Annotated in this window: 20 protein-coding genes; 9 read left to right on the top strand and 11 right to left on the bottom strand. The window is 45.9% G+C overall.

What is annotated here, in order from left to right:
- Positions 1-264: 264 nt before the first annotated feature.
- Entirely contained in the window at positions 265-483 is a 219-nt protein-coding gene (locus QUB64_RS20935) for a hypothetical protein (RefSeq protein ID WP_333274612.1), read from the bottom strand.
- Between the two features lie 14 nt (positions 484-497).
- Complete coding sequence (locus QUB64_RS20930; protein ID WP_333274610.1) at positions 498-929, bottom strand: hypothetical protein; 432 nt, start codon at positions 927-929, stop codon at positions 498-500.
- Positions 930-975: 46 nt separating this feature from the next.
- Here QUB64_RS20930 and QUB64_RS20925 point away from each other — a divergent pair, with 46 nt between their 5' ends.
- The 3 genes from QUB64_RS20925 to QUB64_RS20915 all read left to right on the top strand — a co-directional run bounded on the left by QUB64_RS20925 (position 976) and on the right by QUB64_RS20915 (position 3,421).
- Positions 976-1,236 (top strand): hypothetical protein, encoded by a 261-nt coding sequence (locus QUB64_RS20925; protein ID WP_333274607.1) that lies wholly within the window; start codon positions 976-978, stop codon positions 1,234-1,236.
- An 86-nt stretch (positions 1,237-1,322) separates the two neighbouring features.
- A complete protein-coding gene (gene rpsD, locus QUB64_RS20920; RefSeq protein WP_333274604.1) occupies positions 1,323-1,931 on the top strand; it encodes a 30S ribosomal protein S4 in 609 nt (202 codons plus the stop codon).
- 584 nt (positions 1,932-2,515) lie between these two features.
- Positions 2,516-3,421, top strand: coding sequence for a class I SAM-dependent methyltransferase (locus tag QUB64_RS20915; protein WP_333274599.1), 906 nt, complete (start codon positions 2,516-2,518; stop codon positions 3,419-3,421).
- A 90-nt stretch (positions 3,422-3,511) separates the two neighbouring features.
- Here the strand turns inward: QUB64_RS20915 and QUB64_RS20910 are convergent, their stop codons facing one another.
- Together QUB64_RS20910 and QUB64_RS20905 are read right to left on the bottom strand one after the other, a co-directional pair.
- Positions 3,512-4,945: an MFS transporter gene (locus tag QUB64_RS20910; RefSeq protein WP_333274596.1), complete on the bottom strand. Its 1,434-nt coding sequence runs from the start codon at positions 4,943-4,945 to the stop codon at positions 3,512-3,514.
- A gap of 262 nt (positions 4,946-5,207) precedes the next feature.
- Complete coding sequence (locus QUB64_RS20905; protein WP_333274593.1) at positions 5,208-5,687, bottom strand: hypothetical protein; 480 nt, start codon at positions 5,685-5,687, stop codon at positions 5,208-5,210.
- 450 nt (positions 5,688-6,137) lie between these two features.
- Between QUB64_RS20905 and cbiD the strand changes: the two genes are divergently transcribed.
- Together cbiD and guaA are read left to right on the top strand one after the other, a co-directional pair.
- A complete protein-coding gene (cbiD, locus tag QUB64_RS20900; protein WP_333274590.1) occupies positions 6,138-7,259 on the top strand; it encodes a cobalt-precorrin-5B (C(1))-methyltransferase CbiD in 1,122 nt (373 codons plus the stop codon).
- 332 nt (positions 7,260-7,591) lie between these two features.
- A complete protein-coding gene (guaA, locus tag QUB64_RS20895) occupies positions 7,592-9,205 on the top strand; it encodes a glutamine-hydrolyzing GMP synthase (RefSeq protein WP_333274587.1) in 1,614 nt (537 codons plus the stop codon).
- A 136-nt stretch (positions 9,206-9,341) separates the two neighbouring features.
- Here the strand turns inward: guaA and QUB64_RS20890 are convergent, their stop codons facing one another.
- The 5 genes from QUB64_RS20890 to mnmG form a co-directional block, all read right to left on the bottom strand.
- Entirely contained in the window at positions 9,342-9,695 is a 354-nt protein-coding gene (locus tag QUB64_RS20890; RefSeq protein WP_333274584.1) for a DUF5615 family PIN-like protein, read from the bottom strand.
- 6 nt (positions 9,696-9,701) lie between these two features.
- Complete coding sequence (locus QUB64_RS20885; RefSeq protein ID WP_333274581.1) at positions 9,702-10,034, bottom strand: DUF433 domain-containing protein; 333 nt, start codon at positions 10,032-10,034, stop codon at positions 9,702-9,704.
- Between the two features lie 25 nt (positions 10,035-10,059).
- Positions 10,060-10,503, bottom strand: a complete 444-nt coding sequence (locus tag QUB64_RS20880; RefSeq protein WP_333274578.1) for a hypothetical protein — start codon at positions 10,501-10,503, stop codon at positions 10,060-10,062.
- A 1,016-nt stretch (positions 10,504-11,519) separates the two neighbouring features.
- Positions 11,520-11,744, bottom strand: coding sequence for a hypothetical protein (locus QUB64_RS20875; RefSeq protein ID WP_333274575.1), 225 nt, complete (start codon positions 11,742-11,744; stop codon positions 11,520-11,522).
- A 195-nt stretch (positions 11,745-11,939) separates the two neighbouring features.
- Complete coding sequence (gene mnmG, locus QUB64_RS20870; RefSeq protein ID WP_333274572.1) at positions 11,940-13,856, bottom strand: tRNA uridine-5-carboxymethylaminomethyl(34) synthesis enzyme MnmG; 1,917 nt, start codon at positions 13,854-13,856, stop codon at positions 11,940-11,942.
- Between the two features lie 411 nt (positions 13,857-14,267).
- Here mnmG and QUB64_RS20865 point away from each other — a divergent pair, with 411 nt between their 5' ends.
- The 3 genes from QUB64_RS20865 (at position 14,268) to QUB64_RS20855 (ending at position 21,109) form a co-directional block, all read left to right on the top strand.
- A complete protein-coding gene (locus QUB64_RS20865; protein WP_333274570.1) occupies positions 14,268-14,687 on the top strand; it encodes an aspartyl protease in 420 nt (139 codons plus the stop codon).
- Positions 14,688-14,866: 179 nt separating this feature from the next.
- Positions 14,867-18,151: an ATP-binding protein gene (locus tag QUB64_RS20860; RefSeq protein WP_333274567.1), complete on the top strand. Its 3,285-nt coding sequence runs from the start codon at positions 14,867-14,869 to the stop codon at positions 18,149-18,151.
- Between the two features lie 720 nt (positions 18,152-18,871).
- Positions 18,872-21,109: a response regulator gene (locus QUB64_RS20855; protein ID WP_333274565.1), complete on the top strand. Its 2,238-nt coding sequence runs from the start codon at positions 18,872-18,874 to the stop codon at positions 21,107-21,109.
- 138 nt (positions 21,110-21,247) lie between these two features.
- Here QUB64_RS20855 and QUB64_RS20850 read toward each other — a convergent pair whose 3' ends face one another.
- Positions 21,248-22,981 carry a PEP-CTERM sorting domain-containing protein gene (locus tag QUB64_RS20850; RefSeq protein WP_333274562.1) on the bottom strand — a complete coding sequence of 578 codons (1,734 nt, stop codon included), beginning with the start codon at positions 22,979-22,981 and terminating at the stop codon, positions 21,248-21,250.
- Positions 22,982-23,788: 807 nt separating this feature from the next.
- On the opposite strand from QUB64_RS20850, the gene QUB64_RS20845 reads away from it, so the two are divergent.
- On the top strand, positions 23,789-24,118 hold the full coding sequence (locus tag QUB64_RS20845) for a hypothetical protein (protein WP_333274559.1): 330 nt from the start codon (positions 23,789-23,791) through the stop codon (positions 24,116-24,118).
- Positions 24,119-24,211: 93 nt separating this feature from the next.
- On the opposite strand, the gene QUB64_RS20840 is transcribed toward QUB64_RS20845, so the two are convergent.
- On the bottom strand, positions 24,212-25,453 hold the full coding sequence (locus tag QUB64_RS20840) for an IS110 family transposase (protein ID WP_333274557.1): 1,242 nt from the start codon (positions 25,451-25,453) through the stop codon (positions 24,212-24,214).
- Between the last annotated feature and the right edge of the window lie 323 nt (positions 25,454-25,776).

Raw genomic sequence — 25,776 nt, 5'->3', positions numbered from 1 at the left:
AGAAGGAAGTAGTCAGTAGTCAGTAGTCAGTAGTCAGTAGTCAGTAGTCAATAGTGATCGGGAAGAAGTCCGAGGCAAGAAGTCCGAGGCAAGAAGTCCGAGGCAAGAAGGAAGAAGGAAGAACTCCGAGGCAAGAAGGAAGAAGGAAGAAGGAAGAAGGAAGAAGTCCGAGGCAAGAAGGAAGAAGGAAGAAGGAAGAGAGAAGAAGGAAGAAGGAATAGGCGAGAGTTGCCTAATTACTAATTACCAATTACCAATTACCAATTACCAATTACCAATGACCAATGACCAATTCCCCGTTTGGCCAATTCCCCGTTTGGCCAATTCCCAATTCCCCGTTTGGCCAATTCCCCGTTTGCCCAATTCCCAATTCCCCGTTTGGCCAATTCCCCGTTTGCCCAATTCCCAATTCCCAATTCCCCGTTTGGCCAATGCCCAATGCCCCGTTTGCCCAATGCCCAATTCCCAATTACCAATTCCCAATTACCGATAACTAATTAATTGAGCCGCGAAGGCGGTGGAATTAGCTCCGCAGGAGGAGTCGGTGCAGGACGCCCGTCCAACTGGCTCACTCTGTCCCTCGGATCGAGACAAGTGGCGAGTAACCTGTCAGTGGGAAAGTCGAGCCTGCCGCTCAACCCGACGACGCATTCAGCAAACTGTTCTGGTAATAAACTGCGGCGGCACCCATCGAGGACTAACAGCCCAGCAGCAGGTTGAGTTCGAGTTTTGCCGTTAATATTCACTACGCAAGTAGCCAATTCGTCAGGACGCCTTACCTGCCGACAGCTAGAGAGCGCTTCGACACCCGAAATATTGGTTTTGCGGTTGATTTGGAGGGCGCATTTAGATATGTCGCGGGGGTGCAGCGCGTCGGCACAAGCTGCTGCTGCTGCCTCTGCTCCTACTCCGGCTTCGATTAGTTCCATAGCGCAGACGCGATACGCATTTCTAGGGCGAGGAAATCTCAGAGTGATGGCTGATGCTGGAGAGATTGGCAGTGCACTCGCCAACAAACCGAGTGCTGCTAGTTGGGTTCCGAGAGCCAAGATCCAGCGCCCGGTATGGCTTGAGCCTGTCGGTGCGGGCTTTGGGGAAGAATTTTGGGAAAAATTGCGGTTGTGCATGGCAGCTCGATTTGTGAGTTTTTGGGCTGGTTGGGACGATCGCTCGATCGGCTTTTACTTCAAAATTTACCGCACATTACGGATGGCTGCGGTCGATCGATTTTTTTGATCGATTTTTGTTGGAATTTTCACCGTTACAAACATATAATATAGAGTCTGCATAAAATTGCATACAGAGATTAGAGAGGAAAATAAATGTCTCGATATCGAGGCCCCCGATTAAGAATCGTCCGTCGCCTGAAAGAGTTGCCGGGTCTAACCCGCAAAACTCCCAGACGGGACTATCCGCCTGGGCAGCACGGCCAGAACCGCAAAAAGCTCTCTGAGTACGCGGTTCGCTTGCAAGAAAAGCAAAAACTACGTTTCAATTACGGTGTGACGGAACGCCAACTGCTCCGTTACGTCCGCAAAGCCCGCCGTGTCACCGGCTCCACAGGTCAAGTGTTACTGCAATTTTTGGAAATGCGCTTGGACAATACTGTGTTTCGGATGGGAATGGCTCCAACCATTCCGTCCGCTAGACAATTGGTAAATCACGGTCACATCACTGTTAACGATCGTGAAGTCAATATCGCCAGCTATCAGTGCAAGCCGGGTGATGTGGTTGCTGTGAAAAACAGAGAACGCTCGCGCACAATGGTTGAAACTAATCTCAAAGATCCAGGCCTGGCTCACTTGCCCAGTCACTTGGAATTTGACAAGCAAAAACTGGTTGGCAAAGTTAACGGCGTTGTCGAACGTGAGTGGATTGCTCTTCAGATTAACGAACTGCTAGTGGTTGAATACTATTCACGTCAAGCTTAAGTTATTAGTCATCAGTCATTGGTCATTAGTTGGTTGAAGGAATAATTACAAGGTATTCCAGTAGGGAAATGGCATTGCCGTGTCCTGATGACTGAGGGACACGGCATTGCCGTTTCCCTACTGATGAATGAGGACTTTAAAAAAATCCCATCCCCTAAAAAAGGATGGGATTTTTTGTGGGTTTTGCTTGAAAATCCCAGCCCGCGTCTTGGTGCGATCGACGTATGTACATCATTCTAGCTGTTGGCGATCGGTAATCAACTGCGTTTATTGTCGATCGCACTTGAAAAAAATCAGATTGAGGGATCCCTTCGAGGGCTGCGCTAACGTCGGCAACCAAATTTCAAGTGTTTGATGGTCTTCTTAACCACCAAGACGCGGGCTGGCTGGCGTTGGCTACCCTAGTTCTGTTTATTGTAGTTTTCGCCATCCACTAACCATTTTTACCTAAAATGACGGGGTTTTAAACCCATTTTCCTGATAACTTAGACAGGACAAGTATTTTAGGCAATGTATCTAAAATCTTTACTCGCAAAAGACTGACGAGATTCTAGCTGTACTTTTTGAAGACGGAAAAAAATCTGATGAGTCTCCCTGCAAATGAACAAATCCTAAGATATCTTATTCCCAATTCCGAAATTGATTGGGATGAAGGAGCCATTCCCACGTGTAAAATTCATAATTGGACTAAAGGGATGCAGTCTAATGCTTACTTCTTTGGGCATAGCTTATATAGTGAAAAGTACCTTAAAACAGAAAACTGTAGTAAAGCATTCGGAGAACGCTGGCAATCAGCGATAGGTAGTTGGGATAATAAAGTTGCGATCGATGTGGGGTGTGGCCCTGGAAATCTCTATGCAACAATTGGTGGCACTCCGCAATTGCTCATCGGCATAGACATTAGTCGTGGGGCACTGGAAAAGGCTATGCAGCTCGGCTATACCCCAATCTTGGCAGATGCTCACAACATACCCCTAATCGACAACTGTGCTGACATCGTCACACTAAATGCCGTGCTGCATCATTGCGATGATATGGTCAAAGTTTTGAAGGAAGCAGCTCGTTTAGTTCGCCCTGGTGGTCTGCTGATTACCGATGAAGATCCTCAGCGGACTGCTTGGCATCACAAAGGACTTGGTCTGTTAGTCAATGAGGCAAGGAAGCTATTTCCGATGTATTGGTTGCCAGGAAGGGCTAGTCTTTATAGATCTAAACAGGAGCGGGCTTTAAGATTAGCCACGGAAATTCACAACCAGAAGTCTGGGGATGGAGTTACACCCGATCTTTATTACGGTACTTTAGAACCTCTCGGTTTTAGGATCGAACTTTATCCCCATAATCATGGTGTTGGAGCTGAGTTGTTCCAGGGTAACTATGGTCGATCGCCTTTAAAATATACTCTAGCTCAAAAACTGTCGGGTATGGATCCCAATTCTCGTGAAGCTGCCCAGTCTGTAATGTGTATTGCTCGTAAGTTAGGGCATGGTTGAAAGTAGGGATAGTGGGATTGCCGTTTATCCCTACTTTTTGTACGAGCAAGACCACGAATTTCTCGATCGGTAAATTTGTGCGAAAATTTCCTAGCCCCGGTTAAATTTGAAAAATACAAAAGTCGGGACGATCGATCTTAGCGACAAACTGCGGGGTTCTCGCACCAAAATCAAAGGCAGCAAGCCCACCAACCGCACAGCAGCCGAAAGGGCAAACAGCGCCCCCAAACTCATGCCGGGAAGTTCGGCGAGAAAGCCGCCGGCGGTAGTTCCCAAGGCTCCAGCTACTCCCGAAACTGCTGCGGCGATCGCAAAATAAGTCGATGGTTGCTGCTGGGGCGCGATTTCCATTTGAATATTGTTAGTACAAAGGCCGATCGCCCCTAAAGTTGTTCCCCCCAGCAAGTGCAGCAGCGGCAGCCACACCCACACCGCAAACGGGTAATTGCCCGTACCCAACCACAGCAAAGGCATGATCGCCACTACCAGCCCAACCGCAATTAGCAGCGGACGATTTCCCCAGCGATCGGCCAATTTGCCCCAAAACAGCAGCAGCAGCAGATTTGCTCCCGAACTCAAGCTGTTGTAAACCGTTACCAAACTCACATCCAAGCTTAAATCTTTCAGCAGGTAGATATTAAAAAAAGGCGCGCTGAGATTAACTGCAAATGTCCACACGCTAAAGTAAACGATAAACATTAAGAAATTAGAATCTTTCAGGACTGAAGGCACAAAATCTGTTATTGCTTTTTCTGCTTTTTCGGGAAGTCGATCGCTCTCTGCATCTTTTCCGTAGGCCTGGGGGTTGACATCGACCATCCAGAATTGACACCCCAAACTAATCATTCCCGCCAAAACACCGACAAATAACACCATACCGTAGCCGGAAATTCGATCGGCGCCCCAAGTTGACACGCACAGTCCCATCAACGGCACTCCCAGCAAACTAATCAAGCTCGTAGCACTGTTGCGAAAGCCAAAATAGCGTCCCCGCAAGCGGTGAGGAACCACGGCACTCATCCAACTAAACCAGTTAGCGCTGGCAAAAGCTCCCAGCACGCTAGCTGCTAGGACAGTGGCGAGAGTCCATTGCAGCAGTTCGTGCGAGTCCGCGTGCTGCCGGCCCCAAACAATTGCCACCGCGAGCAGCAGCCACAGCAGCCGCGACACGCCGAATATCCCTAGGTTGTACCAGTGGCGGCTGGTTGTGCGATCGGCGATGTAGGCTCCTAATGGTTGCAGGAAATTTACCACCATCGGAATAGCAGATAATATGCCTATTTCCACGCTGGTGGCGCCCAGTTGCAGCAAGAAGCTGCTGAGGATCACGCCGCCTGTGGCCGCATCGAAGACAGTGGCAAAAACGCCGTCTAGAGTTGAGGCTTTAAGGGTCGATCGAATGTCTTGTTTAGGAATTTTGAGAGCTGTTTTTGCAGGTCTAACGAGCTGAGATATTTTTTTTTCTAATATTTCTGAAGTTTGAAGAGCTAGAGGCTCATTTAACTCTGCAACTGGTTCAACCATAGTCATCGGATTTGAGATTTGAGATTTTCCATTTTTCGATTTGAGATTTGTACAATCCTTGCTTTGTAAAGATTTGGGGCTTGCTGGCGATTAAATTTTTTTTCACGCAGGGGCGTCAATCAAATTTAATCTTTCTGCTGGGAATTGCTGAGTTCACCTAGTAAGATAAAGCCAGCCGCGCTTTCAAGATGTTAGCTTGAAAGCTAGACTGGCACTTCCGGGTAATTGTTATGAATATAGATGACAATCGATCGCTGGGACATCAACCGCTTGGAATATATAATTTTGCAAATTGTAAAAAAGTAGGTTTTACCGCTTCACAAGGAAGCGATCGCAACATTTCGTCTGTCAAAAATTGCTCGAATTCCCCCTCGAACAAGTCGCCCCAAGGGCCAAAACAAATTTCGCGCGAGCTCCTCCACTCGGCTCTCAAACCTATATAGGTGGCTAAATATATAGAATCAAAGACGATCGACTTGCCGAGTATAGCTGCTAACTCCAGCCCTCGGGCCAGCACGGCTATTCCGTCTGGGGCGACAACATCCACTTGCTGCATATCCACAACAACTCCCAGAGCGGCCATTTCCAAAGCTTGCTCCAAATTAACTTGGAAATCTAGGAGATCGATGCCACCGAGACAGCCCTTGGGTTGCAAAACAATGGTGTGGGATGCGGTGGTTTCGAGAGCGAGTTGAGCCGTTGAATCCGAAACAAATGAAGGCATAATGGTAGTGGCGGTCATTATCTCTCTTCCCCCTCGGAGGCGATCGCCATAGCTGTACTCAGCACTGGGTTTATGCGAGGAAAAAGGGTGCAAGGTATGTCGAAGATAGCAATAACCATCTTGTTTTTTGAACCTGTTTATAATATTTGTACTTGATTCCGGGAAGCGGTGTCTCAGTCTAAGCGCACTCGCGATTGATGCTCCCGATAGCTTTGCTTCACGAGATTCCGGGTGTTTTGTGAAGATACCGCCACGTGTGCGTAAGGCTTTGGTGTGGGTTGTTGACGATCGCACCTGAAAAAAAATGTTGCTTGCTTCCAGACAACAGGCAGGACAAAATTCTTGCTTAACAAAAATGAGGCTAACTGCTGGTAATATCAAACCCTAGAATGAAGCTTAAGTGTTTGAGGGGTATCACTACCACACCGTGATGTCGATCGCCGACTAATTTAAGGATTTCTGCATTTTGTGACAAAAACTCAACCTTTATCCGGGTATACACTGCCAGTATTTGCCTGTGCGGCCGCACTTGCAGCTTTGCGGTGCTTGCGCGCAGGTACTCAGTCTGTAGATAGCGTATCAATAGATTTACTGGAACCGCCAATCACGGCAGAAATTCCGATCGAACAGGCGTCTGTACTCAAAACTGGTACCGCTTTAGGCGTGACTCGCTCCGATCCGGGAGACAACCTCGATCTGACTCGCAATACCCCCGTTTGGGCAATGGTGGAATTGCTCCGAGACTCAGAGGGAGAGCAAATCGTGATTGTTGGGGGCGAGGGAATTGGACATCACAAAGTAGGTGGTGGAGCGGCAATCTATGATTATGCGATGCGGCTGCTGCGATCGAATCTGAGCCGAGAACTCGCACCGGGAGAGAGAATTACTGTCACCCTGATTCTGCCCTTGGGGCGTCAACTAGCCACCCGCACTTCTAACGAAGCTTTCGGCGTCGTAGAAGGACTTTCGCTGCTCGGTACAACAGGCATTTCTCAACCCCTGAGCGCTCCCGGACAGTTGGAAGTTTATCGCGAACAACTGCAACAAAAAGCCGAACTGTTTGACACTTTAGTTTTCTGCATCGGCGAAAACGGCTTGGATTTGGCGCGACAATTGGGCATCGATCCGCAGCGGTTGGTGAAAACTGCTAACTGGCTCGGCCCGCTGCTGGTAGAGGCTGGATGTCAGGGCGTGCGATCGATCTTGCTGTTTGGCTATCACGGCAAATTGATGAAATTGGCGGCGGGGATTTTTCACACTCACCACCACCTCGCTGACGGGCGCCGGGAAATTCTCACAGCTTTCTGTGCTCGAGCTGGAATGCCGACGAGTGCGTGTTCCGCGATTTTTGCTGCGGCGACAGCCGAAGAGGCTCTCGGTCAACTGCGGGCTTTGGATGCGACAACTGGCAGCCATTGGGTCGATCGAATTTACGGCGACATCGCCCGAGAAATCGACTTGCGATCGTCCGATTGCATTTTCACTCACACTAACCAGCGTATCCCCGTGGGATCGGTGATGTTTGGGCGCGATCGCAAAATTATTGTTAAGAGTGACACAGGAGATACATTTTTGACCCAAATTTGTTAATGTGGTGTGAATATCTCTGATTTCTGTCTAAAACATCAGTCAGGGATAATATTTAACAAGTAATAACTCTCAGTCCCTAGACCTTAATTATACTAGGTTGCTGGACGCAATTTCTGCTGTAATAGTTCAATCAATTAGGGTAAAGCTCGAAGTAAATCAATGCTGGTCGCAGACCCTATGAATTGACTAAAATCGCTAAAGGCGATCTAGTAAAAATAAGATTTATTCCTAGCGACTAATGGTCGCTCGCTTTCATCAGTCTTAGACTGAGGCGGCGACAAATACCTCCGCTACGTTCGGCCCAATTAGCAATTAGTAACTACCCAATCACCGTGACTACTCAAATAGAAACTGAATCCGACCTCACAAACTCTTCTCTGGGGCAAATCGATCGCCAGATGATCGTGATTCTCGACTTCGGTTCGCAATATTCCGAACTGATTGCTCGCCGGATTCGCGAAACTCAAGTATATTCAGAAGTTATTTCTTACCGCACTACGGCAGAACAGTTAACAGCGATCGATCCTAAAGGAATTATTCTTTCAGGAGGCCCGAGTTCTGTATACGATGAACAAGCTCCCCAATGCGACCCGGAAATTTGGAATTTGGGAATACCGGTGTTGGGCGTCTGCTACGGGATGCAGTTGATGGTAAAGCAACTCGGCGGGAAAGTTGAGCGGGCTAAGTTAGCCGAATACGGCAAGGCATCGCTATTTATTGACGATCCTACCGATTTGCTGACAAATGTTGAAGAAGGCGCCACGATGTGGATGAGCCACGGAGACTCTTGTACCGAGTTGCCGGCGGGTTTTGAGATTCTCGCTCACACGGAGAATACTCCCTCTGCTGCTGTTGCTCACCACGAAAAAAGTTTGTACGGGGTGCAGTTTCACCCAGAAGTGGTTCACTCGATCGGCGGACAAGCTTTGATTCGCAATTTTGTTTACCATATTTGCGAGTGCGAACCGACTTGGACGACAGCTACTTTTGTCGAGGAAACTATTCGCGAAATTCGCGAAAGAGTTGGAGACCAACGAGTTTTGTTGGCTCTATCTGGCGGGGTTGATTCTTCAACTTTGGCTTTCTTGCTGCACAAGGCGATCGGCGACCAACTTACTTGTATGTTTATCGACCAAGGGTTTATGCGCAAGCAGGAACCGGAACGGTTGGTGAAATTATTTCAAGAGGAATTCCACATTCCGGTGCAGTACGTTCTAGCTCGCGATCGCTTTTTGGCTCAACTTGAAGGCGTTACCGATCCTGAAGTAAAACGCAAGCGGATCGGCCACGAATTTATCAGTGTATTTGAAGAAGAATCGAAGCGCCTCGGCCCCTTCGATTACCTCGCTCAAGGTACTCTTTACCCGGATGTGATTGAGTCGGCTGACACGAATGTAGACCCGAAAAGCGGCGAACGAGTTGCTGTTAAGATTAAAAGCCACCACAATGTCGGCGGCTTACCAAAAGATTTGTGTTTTAAGCTGATTGAACCGCTGCGAAAGTTGTTTAAGGATGAGGTGCGAAAAGTCGGCAGATCGATCGGGCTTCCGGAAGAAATCGTCAACCGACAACCTTTTCCGGGCCCGGGATTGGCGATTCGGATTACGGGAGAAGTTACCGCCGAGAGACTGAATATTTTGCGGGATGCTGACTTCATTGTGCGCCAAGAAATCAACCGACACGGATTGTACAACGAACTTTGGCAAGCTTTTGCAGTTTTGCTACCGATTCGCAGTGTAGGGGTGATGGGCGACAAGCGCACCTATGCTTACCCGATCGTTCTCCGATTTATCAAAAGCGAAGATGGGATGACGGCTGACTGGGCGCGGGTTCCATACGATTTGTTGGAATTGATCTCGAACCGGATTGTGAATGAGGTTAAGGGCGTTAACCGGGTGGTTTACGATATTACTTCTAAGCCGCCTGGAACGATCGAGTGGGAATGATTGCTAGTTAGCTATTGAGTGGGCGGACAATATTTTTGTCCGTCTGCTGGACTTACGAATGAGAAACCCGGTTTTTGACTGGGAATCTAAGCGGATACTCCGACACTCCGCAGTGTTAGGTGGGGTTTTGATGCTTCTATCGTAAAGGAAGAAACCTAACTTGCCCCTCCCATTCTCCCTCAATACTGCACTCAGCAATCAGTATAATTTCCTCGATTGCTAATCCTACTGAGACTCGGCGGCTCACTTCAAATAATCCAGGCATAGACAATCCTGCTTCAATCCGTTCGTAAGCAAAGGCGATCATCGTTGCCACATCATGGGTTAAGACAATACGCCCTTGCTGTGCAGCCCATTCTAAAACAGTTGGATCGTCAGTTCCCGATAATTCCACATCTTGAACGCGCACAATATCAACATGACGACTCTGCCGAAAAATACCACGAACAATCTGATTATTGAAATTCTCGTCAGCAAGGAATCGAACCATCTTAGATTACCTCTGCCGCTCTCGTCTAGCCAATAACCGATCGCGTATTCCAATCGGATTAAAACGCTGCTCAGTTTCCTGCCGAATTGCTGCTGCTTGATGTTGACGTTCTAAAAGATAAGCATCAACTTCAGCCTGATGTCTCAAGTAATAACCAATGGTTGAATAAATATCTTGGATCTGAAGTGATGTGTATTGCTCTCCTATCTCTTCTGCTGTAGCACCTTCCAAAAAAGCCATCACAACGGTGTCTAGGGTGACGCGAGTTTTACCGACTCGTACAACGCCATGAGCATCAATTTCTAAAGGTGCTGGTTCGATCGCAATTGCTAATGTCATAGGCTCTACCAAGTTACTACTTCGATTATTTTTCGATCTTTACATCAATTGTCTCATCAGTTCTCAGAGCTAATTCTAGAGGATAATCGCCAGTTGTTAGTTGCGCTTCAACCTCTATTTTACCATCTATATATACCTTTGAATCTGGCTTCGTATATTCAAGTGTCGCACACTCGAAATAGCTGACAGTTCCTAATAATGAAATAAGATGCTCTCTTAAGTTCTTCAGATCGAAGTCCTCCATGTTAATTGTATGACCACTTTTTAACTCTATTTTAATTTTATCGTAGGTTCCATTCAGCCTTGTTCCATGGAAAACATCAATTTCTTTTCCAGTTAGTTGAGTGTAACGTTTCGCTAGTTTACTCATACCATAAAGAATTCCTATTTCTTTGGTCGTAAACTCGATAGATTGAATTTCAGCAATATCAATGATATGAGTGTTGTTAAGGTTGATAAATTTTCCCATGCTATTTCACCAAAAGACCTAGAAATGAAACCTTATCTAAAAATATTGAAATATTTGGTAGTAAATCTCAATTCATGATCTCTATAAACTAAGCCAACAACAATAAAGGTTGTATACATAAGTATCAAATTGTCAATGCAGGATAAACGCATTATTTAACCCCAAGATACCGCATATTTTGTGTTTGGTCAAGTTCTAGGAAGTAATTCATTCACGCCAAGTGGGTGCACCAAATTCGCTAATGAAGCCATTATCGATATGTTCAAATCGTATTTCACCAACCTTACCGCGTACACAGGTTGCTGCAAGCCAGCATCGCGCTAAAGTCGAGCGTTTCAATAAAACCCGCATTCCGCACTTCAAAATGTAATATGTAATTATTACACCTTTTTGGTAGTTTTACAAACACCAAAATCGAAAATACTTAGTATTTATACGCAAACAAAACGTCAAATAACTCAGAATTTTCGTATTACTTGGCATACTAGCAAGTTGACGTGCGGAATGTGGGATAAAAGACAATACGGTTCACTTAAGACAGATCTCCCTGGCACCCCCCTTCCCAAGGGGGGGACAAGAATGCCCTCTTTCGTCCCCCTTGCTTTCGGGGGAGTAGGGGGTATGCGAGGGGGATCTCCGGGCATAAATATGTTAAGTGAACCGTATTGGGATAAAAGATCCTGATTCCAACTTGCATTACGAGCATGAAAAAACACCGGGTAATAAATCGATCTATATCTTTAATCAGCTCGACAATTTTCAATACTTCGGACAGTTTTTTAACGGCCCTGCAAGCCTTAGGGAGTAAGCCCTGCCATTTTTTACGCATTTTAGTCAACTTAGGGCTGAACTCAAACATTGAAAAAATAGTCCAGCATATAGCCAGTAAGGGTTTCGGAGACTAGACTAGATCTAAAACTGTCCGAAGTATTGAATTTTACGATAAATCTTTTTGTCCAATTTCGCCCATTCGTTAAAATCTGCAAAAGCAGAGGATTCAAAAACAATTCTTCTGCTCATTCCAAATCCTGTAAGTTAACTTCAACTAAATCTTGACCATATTTAATATTTTCAACTGCTGTTAAAAGTCGATTTTTGTTGCTTTCTGAATTTAAAAGATATTCTGTTTCATCAAATTCGCTGACAATAATTTCAATTTCTTTATCTCCAAAAAGCGCTTTAATTTTTTCTATGAAATTGCGATCGAGTTCGCTAGCTTTTAAACGATAAACTGTTGACATCGTTTTTACCTATTTTTAGTTTTGATAATTATAGAGTAGCGCCTAAGCTGTGATGTTCTCTAATCTAGTATGGCATAGCGACTTAAAAATTGCAGAGTCCCGCGCCGGACACGGCATTGCCGTGTCCCTACGGATATCCCGTACAATTTAGCCAACAATTAAGGCAAAGTCGAGCAATTTTGTGGTTCTATGTATTCATTTTCCCACAGCAGCCGGCTGCTTGCGGTTGCGGACTTCCAGATAAATCAACAAAGCATTAACATCAGCCGGATTCACCCCGCCAATCCTCGCCGCTTGACCAATAGTTAACGGCCTAATTTTATGCAACTTTTCCCGCGACTCCTTCGAGAGAGTTGAAATTGCCATATAATCCAAATCCGCTGGTAATTGGCGGCGTTCGTGTTTCGCAATGTCATCGATTTGATTTTGCTGTCTTTGCAAATAACCGGAATATTTGATGTCAATTTCTGCACCATCTTTCTCAGCTAATTGTAGGCTCGAATTGCCTAAATTGTACCGTTCCAAATCGACGTAGTGAAAACCGGGACGGCGCAGCAAATCAGCCAGAGTAATTGAACCTTTAATCGCTTGTTGAGTGTCAGCAAAAATTGTTTTACCAACCTCTTCGTGTTCTTTGACGCGAGTCGAGTACAAACGGGCTTTTTCCGCCACAATATTAGCTTGTTTGCGCTCGAATAACTCCCAGCGGCGATCGCCAATTAAGCCAATTTCCCGTCCAAGCGGGGTCAAGCGTTGGTCGGCATTGTCCGATCGCAACAACAGCCGATATTCCGATCGCGAAGTCAGCATCCGATAAGGTTCCCGCAAATCCTTCGTACACAAATCGTCAATCAAAGTGCCGATATAACTTTGCTCGCGAGGAAACACCACCATCTCCTGATTATTCGCAAACCGAGCCGCATTAATCCCCGCCACAATCCCCTGTGCAGCCGCCTCCTCATATCCCGTCGTACCGTTCACCTGACCCGCGCAAAACAGGCCTTCGATCTTCTTAGTCATCAGCGTTGGAAAGCACTGAGTTGCCGGCAAATAATCGTACTCCACAGCATAAGCAGGGCGCATCATCTCGCACTTTTCCAAACCGGGAAGAGTGCGCAGCATTTGCAATTGCAAACTTTCCGGTAAACCAGTCGAAAATCCTTGGATATAAAGTTCAGGAATATCCCTACCTTCCGGTTCAATAAAAATCTGGTGGCTTTCCTTATCTGCAAAGCGCACAATCTTATCTTCAATACTCGGACAGTAGCGCGGGCCTTTCGCATCAACCCAGCCGCCGTAAACTGGAGAAAGGTGCAAATTGTCTCTAATTAACTGGTGAGTTGCGGGCGTAGTTCGAGTCAAATAACAAGGCATTTGTTCGCGTTCCACCCAAACTTCAGGATCGAAACTAAACCAGCGAACATCTGTATCTCCCGGCTGCGGTTCCAGGTTGGTGTAATCGAGAGTCCGCTTGTCAACTCTTGCCGGAGTTCCTGTTTTTAATCTGCCCGTTTCAAAGCCCAATCGGTTGAGAGTTTCTGTCAAACCAACGGCGGCAAATTCTCCGGCACGTCCGGCGGGCATCGACTTGTTTCCCACCCAAATTGTGCCGCCGAGAAAAGTGCCGGTTGTCAGAATTACGGCTTTGCATCCAAAGGCGACGCCGAAGTATGTTTCAACGCCGATTACTTCTTCGTTTTTGCCCAAAACTAAGTCTGTAACCATCGCTTCGCGGACGGTCAAATTTTCTTGATTTTCGACAATATTGTTCATGACGGCGGCGTATTCCCGCTTGTCTGTCTGGGCTCTCAGCGCCCAAACTGCGGGGCCTCTGGAAGCGTTGAGGACGCGCTTTTGTAGGTAAGTGCGATCGGCCATTTTGCCAATTTCTCCGCCTAGGGCATCGACTTCGTTGGTAAGTTGAGTTTTAGCGGGGCCGCCGACGGCTGGGTTGCAGGGTTGCCACGCGATTTTGTCGAGGTTGAGGGTGAGTAAAAGCGTGCGGCATCCGAGGCGAGATGTGGCGAGGGCGGCTTCGCAGCCGGAGTGTCCGCCACCTACTACGATGATGTCGAAACAGTCTTGAAATTGTACTGGGGTTTGTGCGGTCATGGTCTGCGTTTGAGTGGCAAGGACTCGTACTTTATTTTAGCAGTAATTTTGATAAGTAGGTAAGTGGAAAAAAACAATAATTTTGGCAAATAATTGTAGGGGTGGGCTCGCGTGCCCACCCCACAAGAAATTCCTCTCAAAAATCATTTCTTGTGGAATGGGATCTCCGGCCCGTTCCGGGCTGGGCTCGCGTGCCCACCCACAAAAAATTAATCGGAAAAATCTTTATTGTGGAACGGGCTCTCCGGCCCGTTCCTGACGCCCACCCCACAAAAAATCAATCTTAAAAATCATTGATTGTGGAAGGGGCCGGAGAGCTTTTTCCTGACGCGAATGAATGCTAAAACTCAGTGCAATAATTAAGGTATAGTAACGGAGATTAAGATCGTGCTGTCAAATGTAAAGACCGAAATGGGAAAAATTATCACAACCTTAACCATTACCAATCGCGCTGACCAGATTCTCGCGACGCGGGGTATGATTACCCCTGACGAAGTGCGATCGCTAACTCTCGATAATGTTCTCATAGATACAGGCGTAACAACGCTGTGTTTGCCAAAAAGCGATCTCGCCCAATTGGGATTAGAAATCCTTAAAGAAGTAGACGTGGAGACGGCTAACGGCATTGGTAAGGCGATAATTTTTCAAGATGCTAAAATATCCCTGCTGGGACGCGAGGGAACTTTTGAATGTTTGGAACTTCCCGGCGGCGGTTCTCCTTTGCTGGGAGTTATCCCGTTGGAAGCATTGGGAATTGAACTCGATTTACAAAATCAACAATTAAAAGTTTTGCCGATTAGTCCGACAGAAACTTATTTGACAATTATGTAGAATTGACTGTAACAACAGGTAGCGATAGTTTGAGGGCCCATGAGTAGGGCCGAGAAACCCGGTTTCTATGAGTTTTTGCATTGAGTCACGAGAAATATACGAATAAACCGGGTTTATGAGGTTAAAATTATGTAGATTCATTGCCATTTCCCCACTTTCCTACCTACGGTTTTATCCTGATGTCTATTAAAACGGTCGTGAAGTGTAGCTATCCTGTAGGGAATCGCCTCACAGCCATCCTCAAAAAAGCGCCCCTCCGAACGGTGCTGATTGTGCCCTTTGTGGTACAAATTGTGGCTACTGTGGGGCTGGTAGGGTATCTTTCCTACAAAAACGGCGAAAAGGCGGTTGACAACCTGGCAAATCAGCTAGCAGTACAAATTGGCGATCGCGTCACGCATTACCTCGATACATATCTGTCCGTACCTCATTTTATCAACCGCATTAACGCCGATGCGGTGCGCCAAAAAACAATCAATTTACAAGATTTGCGGCAACTCGAACGCTACCTTTTCTTTCAACTCAAACAGTTCGATTCGCCGACAACCATTATTTTTGGTAGCAAACGGGGAGACTTCGTGGGAAGCGATCGCACTATCAGACAGGAGCTGATTATGCGATCGGATGAGTTGGATCGCGGCATCATAAATATGTATGTTCCAGACTCGCTAGGTAATAAAACTAAACTCTACAAAACTTTTCGACAACCTGATGCCACAAAAAGACCTTGGTACAAAGCTGCCGCATCTGCGGGGAAATCAACCTGGAGCAAGATTTTCACAGTCGGTGGCAATATAGATTTAGTAATTAACGGCAATCGACCTATTTATGATGAGACTACAAAGGAACTGCTGGGAGTCTTTTCGGTCAATCTCAACATTACCAAAATCGGCGATTTTCTCGACAGCATAAAAATTAGCAAGTCGGCAAAGATTTTTATTGTCGAACGCAGCGGGTTGTTAGTAGCCAATTCCGGGCCCGACAATCCCTATACCTCGATCGACCAGCAGTTTAATCGATTAAAATCAACGGAAAGCCCTGATGTTGCGATCCGCGCCACTGGTCGATATTTAAGCGCTCGCTTTGGTAGCTTTGCCCAAATTCAAGATATTCAAAGGCTTGAATTTAAAATTGATGGCAAACGCCAATTACTCAAAGTAGTACCTTACCGGGATAATTTTGGTTTAGATTGGTTGATTGCGATCGTCATCCCGGAATCTGATTTTATGGCAGAAATTGACGCCAACAACTTTACTACGATTATACTGTGTGCGACTGCCTTAACGGGAGCAATTGTTGTCGGGATTCTCACAGCTAAATGGATAACTGAGCCACTTTTACAATTAAATACTGCCGCCAAAGCTCTAGCTAACAATGAAGGAGATAGCAATGTCGAAATCGATCGCGCTGATGAAGTCGGACAATTGGCAAATTCGTTCAATCATATGGCAGACAAACTGCAATTTGCTTTCAAATCGCTCCAATCTTTAAATGCTGCCTTAACCGACAGCGAAAGCCGCATGAAACAAATCCTCGAAGCTATGCCCGTGGGAGTATCAGTTCACGACTCTACCGGGCAACTGATTTACATAAATCAGATAGCGCGGCAATTAGTAGGTATCCAGAATGTACCAGAGTCTGTAACGGAGCAACTAGCACAAATTTTGATTTATCAGGCAGGAACAGATAAATTATATTCACTCAGGAAAAATCCGATCGCCCGATCGCTCCAAGGAGAAACGGTGAGGGTGGAAGACCTAGAAATTCGTGGGCCCGATCGCACTGTGCCTTTAGAAGTTTTGAGTACGCCGCTGTTTGATGAAGCCGGCAACATTATCGGCGCGATCGCAGCTTCTCAAGACATCACCGATCGCAAAAACACCGAAAATTTGCTGCATGACTACAATCGTACCTTAGAACAAAAGGTGAGCGATCGCATTGCCGAACTGGAAGGAGCCGCATTAGCCGCCGAAGTCGCATCCCTTGCTAAAAGCGCTTTTATAGCCAATATGAGCCACGAATTGCGCACCCCCCTCAATGCCATTCTCGGTTATGCTCAAATACTTTCTCGACAGCCAGATTTTTGTCCCACCGACAAAGAGCGGATTCGCATGGTGCAGCAGTGCGGTTCTCAGTTGCTGACTTTAATTAATGATATCTTAGATTTGGCTAAAATTGAAGCTGACAAAATCGAGTTAACTGTTAACGATGTTTTTTTTCGGGCTTTTCTCAACGATATCTGCGAAATATTTCGGTTCAAAGCTGAAGAGAAAAGCCTAGTTTTTGTCTCCCAAATAGCAGCCACTATTCCTGATTTTGTCTCTGTCGATGAAAAGCGGTTGCGTCAAATAATCCTGAATTTGTTAAGTAACGCGATTAAATTTACCGCTGAAGGTAGTGTGATTTTCAAAGTAGAGGTAATTGAGAACAGTCAACCTGTTGCTGGAATATTTGGCGCGGGCGAAGAGTTAGCTTTTTTATCTGATTCAAGGCGAACTTTCCCCACTACCAAAATCCGCTTTCAAGTTAAAGATACAGGAATCGGAATAACTAGCGATGCAATGGAACGCATATTTTTGCCTTTTGAACAAGCGGGCGAGTTCGGGCAGAAAACAGAAGGTACGGGTTTGGGATTAAACATCGCCCAAACCTTAGTTTCGCTGATGGGAGGTGAACTTAATGTCGAAAGTGATTGGGGAGTTGGGAGTACGTTTTGGTTTGAAATTGAATTGTCTGTCGCAGATTTTATCATACCAGTTCCCCCCCCACAGCAACAGCCAGTCATTACAGGTTATGAAGGGAAACGGCGCAAAATCTTAGTTGTTGATGATAGCCCAGAAAATCGCTGTTTGATAGTTGATATTTTAGCACCGCTGGGTTTTGTGTTAATTGAGGCTGATTCTGGTGAAATAGGTTTAGAAACAGCCGTTTCTGAGGAACCTGATTTAATTATTGCTGACTTGTTGATGCCGGGAATCAGCGGTTTTGAACTCTGCGCTCAACTGCGTGGTTTGCCAATGTTTCGGGAAACGCCCATCTTAATTGCTACTAGCGGGCTGTTTGAGTTGGAGTTGGAAAAGCAAGAGGAAATAGGCTATAACGATTTTATTAGTAAATTTTTTCAAATCGATGATTTTTTAGCAAAAATACAAAATTATTTGGGACTGTCTTGGATTTTTCAGGGTGCGGGCGATTCCCTACGAGATAGCTACGCCGATCGACCTTTCGCTGAATTGGCGATCGGCTCAGAAGACCTAAAAATGCCTCCCTGCGAAGAGTTGCTCGATTTGTACGAAGCCGCTCAAATCGGTAATTTCGAGCAGGTTAAGCGCGAAGCGCAGCGCCTGCAAGAGTTAAATCCGACCTATGTCCTATTTGCTAGGAAAATTTTGCAGTTAGTCGATCGCTATGACGATGACGCAATAATTAAACTAATTGGGCCTGGTTTAAATCCGGGCGGATAAATCAACTCGGCGCTGGTTTACCTGGATTTAAACAAACCTATTTTCTCAGACTGCACTTACCTCAAGACTACTGTAATTGTGATTAAGACTGCTGCAATGACATAAGCTGTTGCGCAAATAAACATTGCATATTCGGGACGCTGCTCAAAGCCATCCCACTGATTGTTTAATTGATGCTTGACATACAGTTTAAATGCAGAACCGCTTACTATTACAGGTTTTTTTATACTTGACTTTCCAAGTGCTGTAATTCAAAAAATATTATAAAAATCGCTCCTAGCGAGCCAAATTGAAGTATAAATAGTAAGGATGTGAGGCGTAAAATACGTAAGTAAGTCATTGCGAGTGAAAGGTAAGCGTTGGGAGGCGCGACGATCGCAATCCCTAGCATTGATGACAGTTGTACGTCGCGCCGCCAGAAACCGGGTTTCTCACACTCTAAAGTTGAGATCATCCAGCAAATTTAAAGAATTAATAGTAGAATAGATTTCTACCAGGGTTCCATCTCCTAGATCCGATGTGTTGCAGCAATGTCAACCAAACTCAAGCAACCGGGTAACAGCCATGCAACATCTCGGCTCTCAGGTTGATTTCTCGGCCAGCAACTCGGTTTCTCTATTCAATACCTTCCCCATATTCTTGTAGGTTGGGTTAAGGCACTCGCAATCAACCTACCTACTTTATGTTAGCCAAAATTTTGATTGTAAAAGAGTAAAAAATATGCCAACTCACCCCAAAAGCAAAGTATTAATCGTAGACGACCAACCGGATAATATTAACATTTTATCATATTTCCTGGTGGAATACGGATTTGAGATTTTTGTAGCGACGACCGGAGAAAAAGCGCTGCATAGAGTAAAAAAAATTTTGCCAGATCTCATTTTGCTAGATATTATGATGCCGGGAATAGATGGATTTGAAACCTGCCGCCGCCTGAAAGCAATAGAAGAAGTTAAGGACATTCCCGTAATTTTTATGACGGCTCTTTCTGAGGCGGCGGATAAAGTCAAAGGCTTGACTTTGGGAGCAGTAGACTACATCACTAAACCGCTGCAACACGAAGAGGCGATCGCCCGGATCAACGTTCACCTACAACTGCGCAACCTCACCAAACAATTAGAACAACAAAATATGCTGCTGCGATCGGAAGTGCGATCGCGCCAATTAGCCGAGTTAGCCCTGCGCTTTTCCGAAGAAAAATTTGCCAAAGCTTTTCGCAGCAGCCCCGCCGCCATGACAATCGCCACACTGGAAGAGGGATATTTGACGGAAGTCAACCAGAGCTTTTGCAACCTCAGCGACTATTTTCCCGAGGAAATCTTGGGAAAAACCGATCGCGAAATTAATTTATGGGAGAATCTGGGCGATCGCGATCGTTTCTTAGAAATCTTGCAACTATCCGGCGCTATTTACAAACAAGAATTCCAGTTTCGTACCAAGTTCAACCAAATCAAGTTTGTCCTCGTATCCGCAGAAATTCTTAGCATTGGCGACACCAACTGCATTCTGATGATGACTTACGACATTACCGAGCAAAAGCGGGCCCAAGAAACCTCATACCTGCGCGAACAAGAATTCAGAGCCTTAGCGGAAAATTCCCCGGATATGATTGCCCGATTTGACAAGCAACTGCGCCACCTTTACGTCAATCCAGCAGCCGAACTAGCCACAGGAATCCCCGCCGCAGCATTCACGGGTAAAACCCATCGAGAGTTAGGAATGCCCGAGGAAGTGGTGATGCTCTCGGAAGCAACTTTGTGCGCCGTGTTCGCTAACGGCACCGAACAGTGCTTTGAGTTTAATTTTATCACAAAGTCCGGCACTAAATTTTATCAAGTTTGCATGGTTCCTGAATTTAAGCGCGATCGAACAATTGCATCTGTCTTATCTGTCAGCCGCGATATCACCGCTGTCAAACAAGCCGAATTGGAACTGCGAAAAAGCGAACTGCGGGAACGAGAAAAAGCTACTAAATTAAAATTAACATTAGACCATCTCAGACGCACCCAATCCCAACTGATTCAAACCGAAAAAATGTTTAGTCTCGGGCGAATGGTAGCAGGAGTTGCCCACGAAATCAACAATCCCAATAGTTTTATTTTGGGCAATATCAATCCCGCCCGCCACTATTTCCAAGATTTAAACAACCTCCTGGAACTTTACCAAAACAAATATCCCGAACCCGGAGCCGAAATACTGCAAATAGCCCAGAGTCTAGATTTAGAATTTATACAAAAAGATTGGTCGCGGCTGATGCAGTCTATCGAGTCTGGAGCATCGCGCATTCAACAAATTGTTGACTCGTTAAAGTTTTTCACAAAACTCGATGAATCCGGCATCAAACAAGTAAATATCAACAAAAACCTTGAGAATACTCTGCTATTCGTCCAGCACCGAGCGCGAGGCAAAGGTATTAGCAAAACAATCAACGGCAGCATTATTTCCCAAGAGATTGAGGTAGTTAAAAAATACGGCAACCTGCCCGAAGTTGCCTGTTACAGCAGTCAGTTGAATCAGGTGTTTGCCAGTTTGCTCAATAATGCGATTGATGCCCTAGAAACTCAACCTTACCCCAAAATAGTGATTCATACTGAGCTGGAAACAGCAGAATGCTCCGGCGCTGACAAAGATCCAGAAACAAGAGCTGACAATCAGTTGTCAGCAGCAATTACTCCAGACAATCCCCCCAGTCAATTCGCAGTGATTCGGATTGCGGACAACGGTATTGGGATGAGCGAAGAAGTGCTAAAAAAGATGTTTGACCCATTTTTTACCACAAAACCTGTAGGAAGTGGCACGGGATTGGGTTTATCTATCAGTCACCAAATTGTGGTCGAACAACACGGCGGTCAAATTAGTTGTATTTCTACTCTCGGGAAAGGGACAGAATTTGTGGTGAAGATTCCTTTACAACCGATAACTTGCGATCGGGAAACTCGACACGCGGTTTCTTTGTAAGTCAGTCCGCAGTCAGTCCGTAGGGTGCGTCAGCGGGGGAAAATTCTTAAGTAGGCGATCGCCACATTGCGCCCGCTGACGCACCCTACCATAACTATGGCTGAGACTTTTGTGCGATCGAATTGAGTTAATGGCAATTTAGGGAATGAAAGTCTCTTGTTTTTTTTGCTTGCGCTTGAGAATTTTTGCTGCGCCCAATGCACTAAAAGCTAGTATTGTGCCAACGTATGTGGAAGGTTCCGGAACTGTAACACTCAGTTGGAAGTAATCAAACTTTGTATCATCCTCACCCCAAACATCAATGTAACCTTTGTTATTCATGCTCGCGATCAAAGCAGGTGGAAGGGGAATAGTAAATTTGTGATCGGAAATTGCGTTTAGCCCTTCTCCCCAGCTATTGTTCGGCAATAGCTCTTGACCTGGCCCTATGCCAGATCTGTTGCAATCACCGTTCGATGCACCCAAGAAGCTAAAGAATCCAACCGGGTTAGGATCGGCCGCAAAACCCAAGCGTATGCGATCGTTGCACGCTCCACCTTGGCTTACCTGAGCTCTAAAACTTAGATCTCCAGCTATAATTCCTGTTGGTAGCCCGGTGAAGGTATGAGCGAGGACTGTATCGTACCCAGGCTCATCAAAGTTCATAAGAGTGCGATCTTTTAGGAGTGTTTTCAGGGCGTTACTTGGAGTAGCAGGTTCGGAACCGTTTTCTGTTGAAAATCCATCGACTCTACCAGCCTCCAAAATGATAGTTTTTCGTTCAGAAGATGGTGTAGGAGACGGTGCAGGAGACGGTACAGGAGACGGTGCAGGAGCCAAATAATTAAAATAGTCCAAATCACCCCACTTACCCTGGGTCACATCGTTCGTCAGCATTTGGACAGAACCAGAATGATGAGATGTACTCTGCGAGACATTGCTGAAAACAAATTTTGGAAAAACAAAAAGGAGAGAGTTTTTTTCTATAGTCTGAGTATTAGTGCCTGTTGGTGATAGACTCTTTACTACATCGACTGATACATTGACTATTAAGTCACCATTGTCGTCCAAGCTACTATAAGGCGTGTATGTTTTGAGAGAATAGAGGTTATTCGGATCGCTATTTTCGATTCTTAAATACAATTGATCAGTACTAACATTGTACAAACCATTCTTGTTCAACTGAAAATAACCCGTAACAGAGAATTGTTTCCCATCAATCATCTTTGTAGTTGTAAATTGTACCCCATTTGTAGCTGCCTGAACAGGAGACGGTGCAGGAGACGGTGCAGGAGATGGTGCAGGAGATGGTGCAGGAGACGGTGCAGGAGATGGTGCAGGAGACACATTCTTAGCAGAATACCTTAAATCATCCCACTTAATCGTCGTATTGTCTGTCTTTTGCACGTAGCTAAAACCGCGAGGCAAAGTATCAGCAACTGGGTAACTTCCTAGGGGAGAACTAAGCCATCTACCATCTTGACTAATATCGTCAAACATAAAACTGAGCTGGTTTGATGTATTAGCAATGCCTGGGAATAATGACTGTGCTATTTGTTGTGTTCCAAGCTTTACATTTACCGTTAAGTTATTTCCACTATAGGAGCTACCAGTCACGCTACTTACCAGTCCTGGAGCAGATCCATATTGTGGATAAACATTTAACTTCCAATCAGAAATACTCTGGGTTGCAGCAGGGTCGCTATCCCACAAAAAACTGCCATCAAATCCGGGATAACCACTAAAAGGTTTTCTCCCAAAATATATACTCCTATCCGTAAACTCTAGCTTAATTGTAGCTGCCTGAACAGGAGTTGAAACAACTCCGATCGCCACCAACGCAGCTACTCCAGCTACTCCCGCCCCTAGTTTCCCAAACAAATTAGATTTCATAACTTTATTCCCTTGATGATTGTGACAAAATGAACGCGCGGACGAGGTAGTTAAAGCATATAAAAATGCTAAACTATCGCAGCAAAGCTCAGGCATTCAAGCTTGCCGTAAACTTAGCGTTTCCAGCAAAACTCAATTACCTCGATCGCACATCAATCTCTAATCTGGGCAAACACTAGATATCACAGAGCGACTGCATCATTTAATCGCATAAAATCGTGCGATCGATGCAGCTAGGAACCGTGTTTCCAGTGCGGAGTTATTTTTTGACAAGCCTGACTGCAAAAAGTTGCAGATCCTAATTAACGTTGCAGACACCCTGCGCTGATACCCTCTGTCATCAACCTATATGCCGATCGCCCGTTACAGCTAATAGAGTGACATTCTGAACTACATAAATAACCGCAGGCCAGCTAAAAACTCGTACACCTACAATAAAATATTTTCTCTAACTTAGAGGATAAATTTACATAAATTTATATATAATTTGAGCAGTGAAAACTACTTCTATAACTTAACATTCGCTGGAAATGTTGCCATTTTGGCAGGTTTTTTATAACGGCTGGTATCAGTATCGGTTGGGTTGTAAGTAGGTCGGCATAATTAAAAGAACCATCCCAGAGCGTCGAAGCCATGTCGCAGCAACGAAATAGGCTTTTCAGACTGCTAGCAGATTACCTACTGATTCTCTGCTCTTGATTCGCGTCCTAGGGCTTCGCCCTTGGCGTCTTCGCGGTTCAATAAGTCGGTACTATTGCAGTTTTGCGCTATGTTAAACAACAAAATCTCAACAAGCGCACACAGCAAATGAAATATTTCTTCTTATCCGACGGCTGGAAAGTGGGGCGCGTCTGGGGAGTTGGCGGCGAGTGGACAGCAGCCGGCTGGAGACGCCAGCCGGACATCCAACAGCTCAACCTCTCCCTTTTGGATCGCAACGAAAAAATGTGGCTCTACCGCGTAGAAGACGCCGTACTCATGGTAGAAGTCAAACCTGGAACCCCGCCCGATCCCGCAGATCCGGCAAAAAATATCGGCAGCGTCACCCTCACCAGACTGATCGATGCCGAGCAAGTCCTCGAACGCCTCGGGACGATCGCCACCCGGTGCCAAATCGAGAACCCGCAATTAATGTAAGGCCGAACATATTGCAATCGGTTCTAACACTCCGCACACTTCTTTCGATTTGAAATTCAAAAAGGCGATCGGCAATTTTGATCGCCTTTTTGGCTATTTTATGGCTTTGCAAAGCTCGCGAAATATTACGTCCGCTAGTTTTCGAGCCGTGGCATTGCGAGCGCCAGCTAGCTGGCTGCCACGCTTTTTTACCCCATTAGCCTCAAAAGCTCGACCAACAAAATATTCCCTAAGCTCGATCTGAACGCTCGTGTAATTTCGGCCTTTGAGCTTTTGAGGCTCAATGCGGGAATGCACGTAAGTCCACAAGGTTGATCGGGTGTTTGCACATCCCGTCCAGTTTCCGCCGCCTCCGCCAGCTTTGTTTTTGCCGCTAGACCTCTCAACCTTTCCCATGCCACAAGCTTGACGAAATCGCCGTAGAGCTCTTTTCTTTGGCAGGCACAAAAAATCTTCAAGCGGATAAATGCGGCATAAAATCCACCCCCTTTCTCTGTAGCCCATGTCGAAAAGGTCAAAGGCTTGGTGGTATCGGGCAAACCGATCGTCGTTGGTCAACAGATCGATAAGCTGATGCTCCAGCCCCGCCTCAATATCGTGAAAATCACAAACAGACGCGGCGAGTTGACGAGTCAAATCCGTCGGGCTTGCCTTCCCAAGGTCAACTTCTCGTTGCAGGTGATTGTCGAACCTCGACAAAACTTGCCGCTTCAAAAAGTCGCGGCGGTTGGCAAGCCAACCCCAAAATGCAGGAGGGCAACCGATTCTTAAAAATCCGTTGTGACGCTGGCTTTTAACCTTAGCTCGCGCGGGGTATTCTAAAGCCAGTCGCCCCTTAAGGGTGTTGATGCAAGCAGTTTGCTTGCGTGTCACTCCTTTGATTTCCAGCAAGCAGCGCCTAATTTTTTTCACTTGGGGATCTAGTTCTTTAACCCAAAACCTGCGATCGTAAGTTTCCAGATAGTGCTGTCGGTACAACTGGCACATAATCAGGGCATCAAACCTGTCATCCTTGTTATCGCTTCCGCCCAGCGCGCGGCGAACCGATCTAGTCATTCCTTGATCCGCTACAAGCGTGGTAATTCCAGATTTTTGCAGTTGCTCGCGCCAAAAATAAGAATAAGTACCCGTTCCTTCGAGAATTGCAACTTTTGCGCTACAGCCAACAATACGCTCTATAAAACTGTGAACTTCGCTAGTTTTATACGTAGCATGAACTTCTTTAAATGCTGGCGATAAATAGAAATCTCTTAGCCCGACTTTAGGAAAATCGTCAACATTAAGAAACACTGCATCTATACGATCTGCTGATACGTCAATTCCAACTATTATCATGTTTAAAACTCTTACATAACCCACGAATCTCCCAGGGGTGATTAACCCATTTCCGCACAAGGGCTTAGGAGTTTTTAGCGCGCGGCGAGGTTGGAATTCGCCGCGCGATCGCATCTGTTTTCGTTCCCACGAATGTTAAGGGTTGCTGTGTGACGACCCACATCGATACTAAAGAACTAAGGCTAGCACGGAGGTTGCGACCCTTTCCCGCGACTCTCCCCTTTTTAAGGGGGGAAAGTTTCGATCGCCGAGTCACGCGACCATCATCAGGCGGTTATCGCTTGCACCCCTTTTTGTGGTTCCAAGAAATAATGCTGAAACCG

Origin of the sequence: Microcoleus sp. Aus8_D2 (assembly GCF_036702665.1) — a bacterium.
Classification (GTDB): Bacteria; Cyanobacteriota; Cyanobacteriia; order Cyanobacteriales; family Microcoleaceae; genus Microcoleus.
Note: the sequence above shows the minus strand (reverse complement) of the source record. Positions and strands in the feature narration are given on the sequence as shown.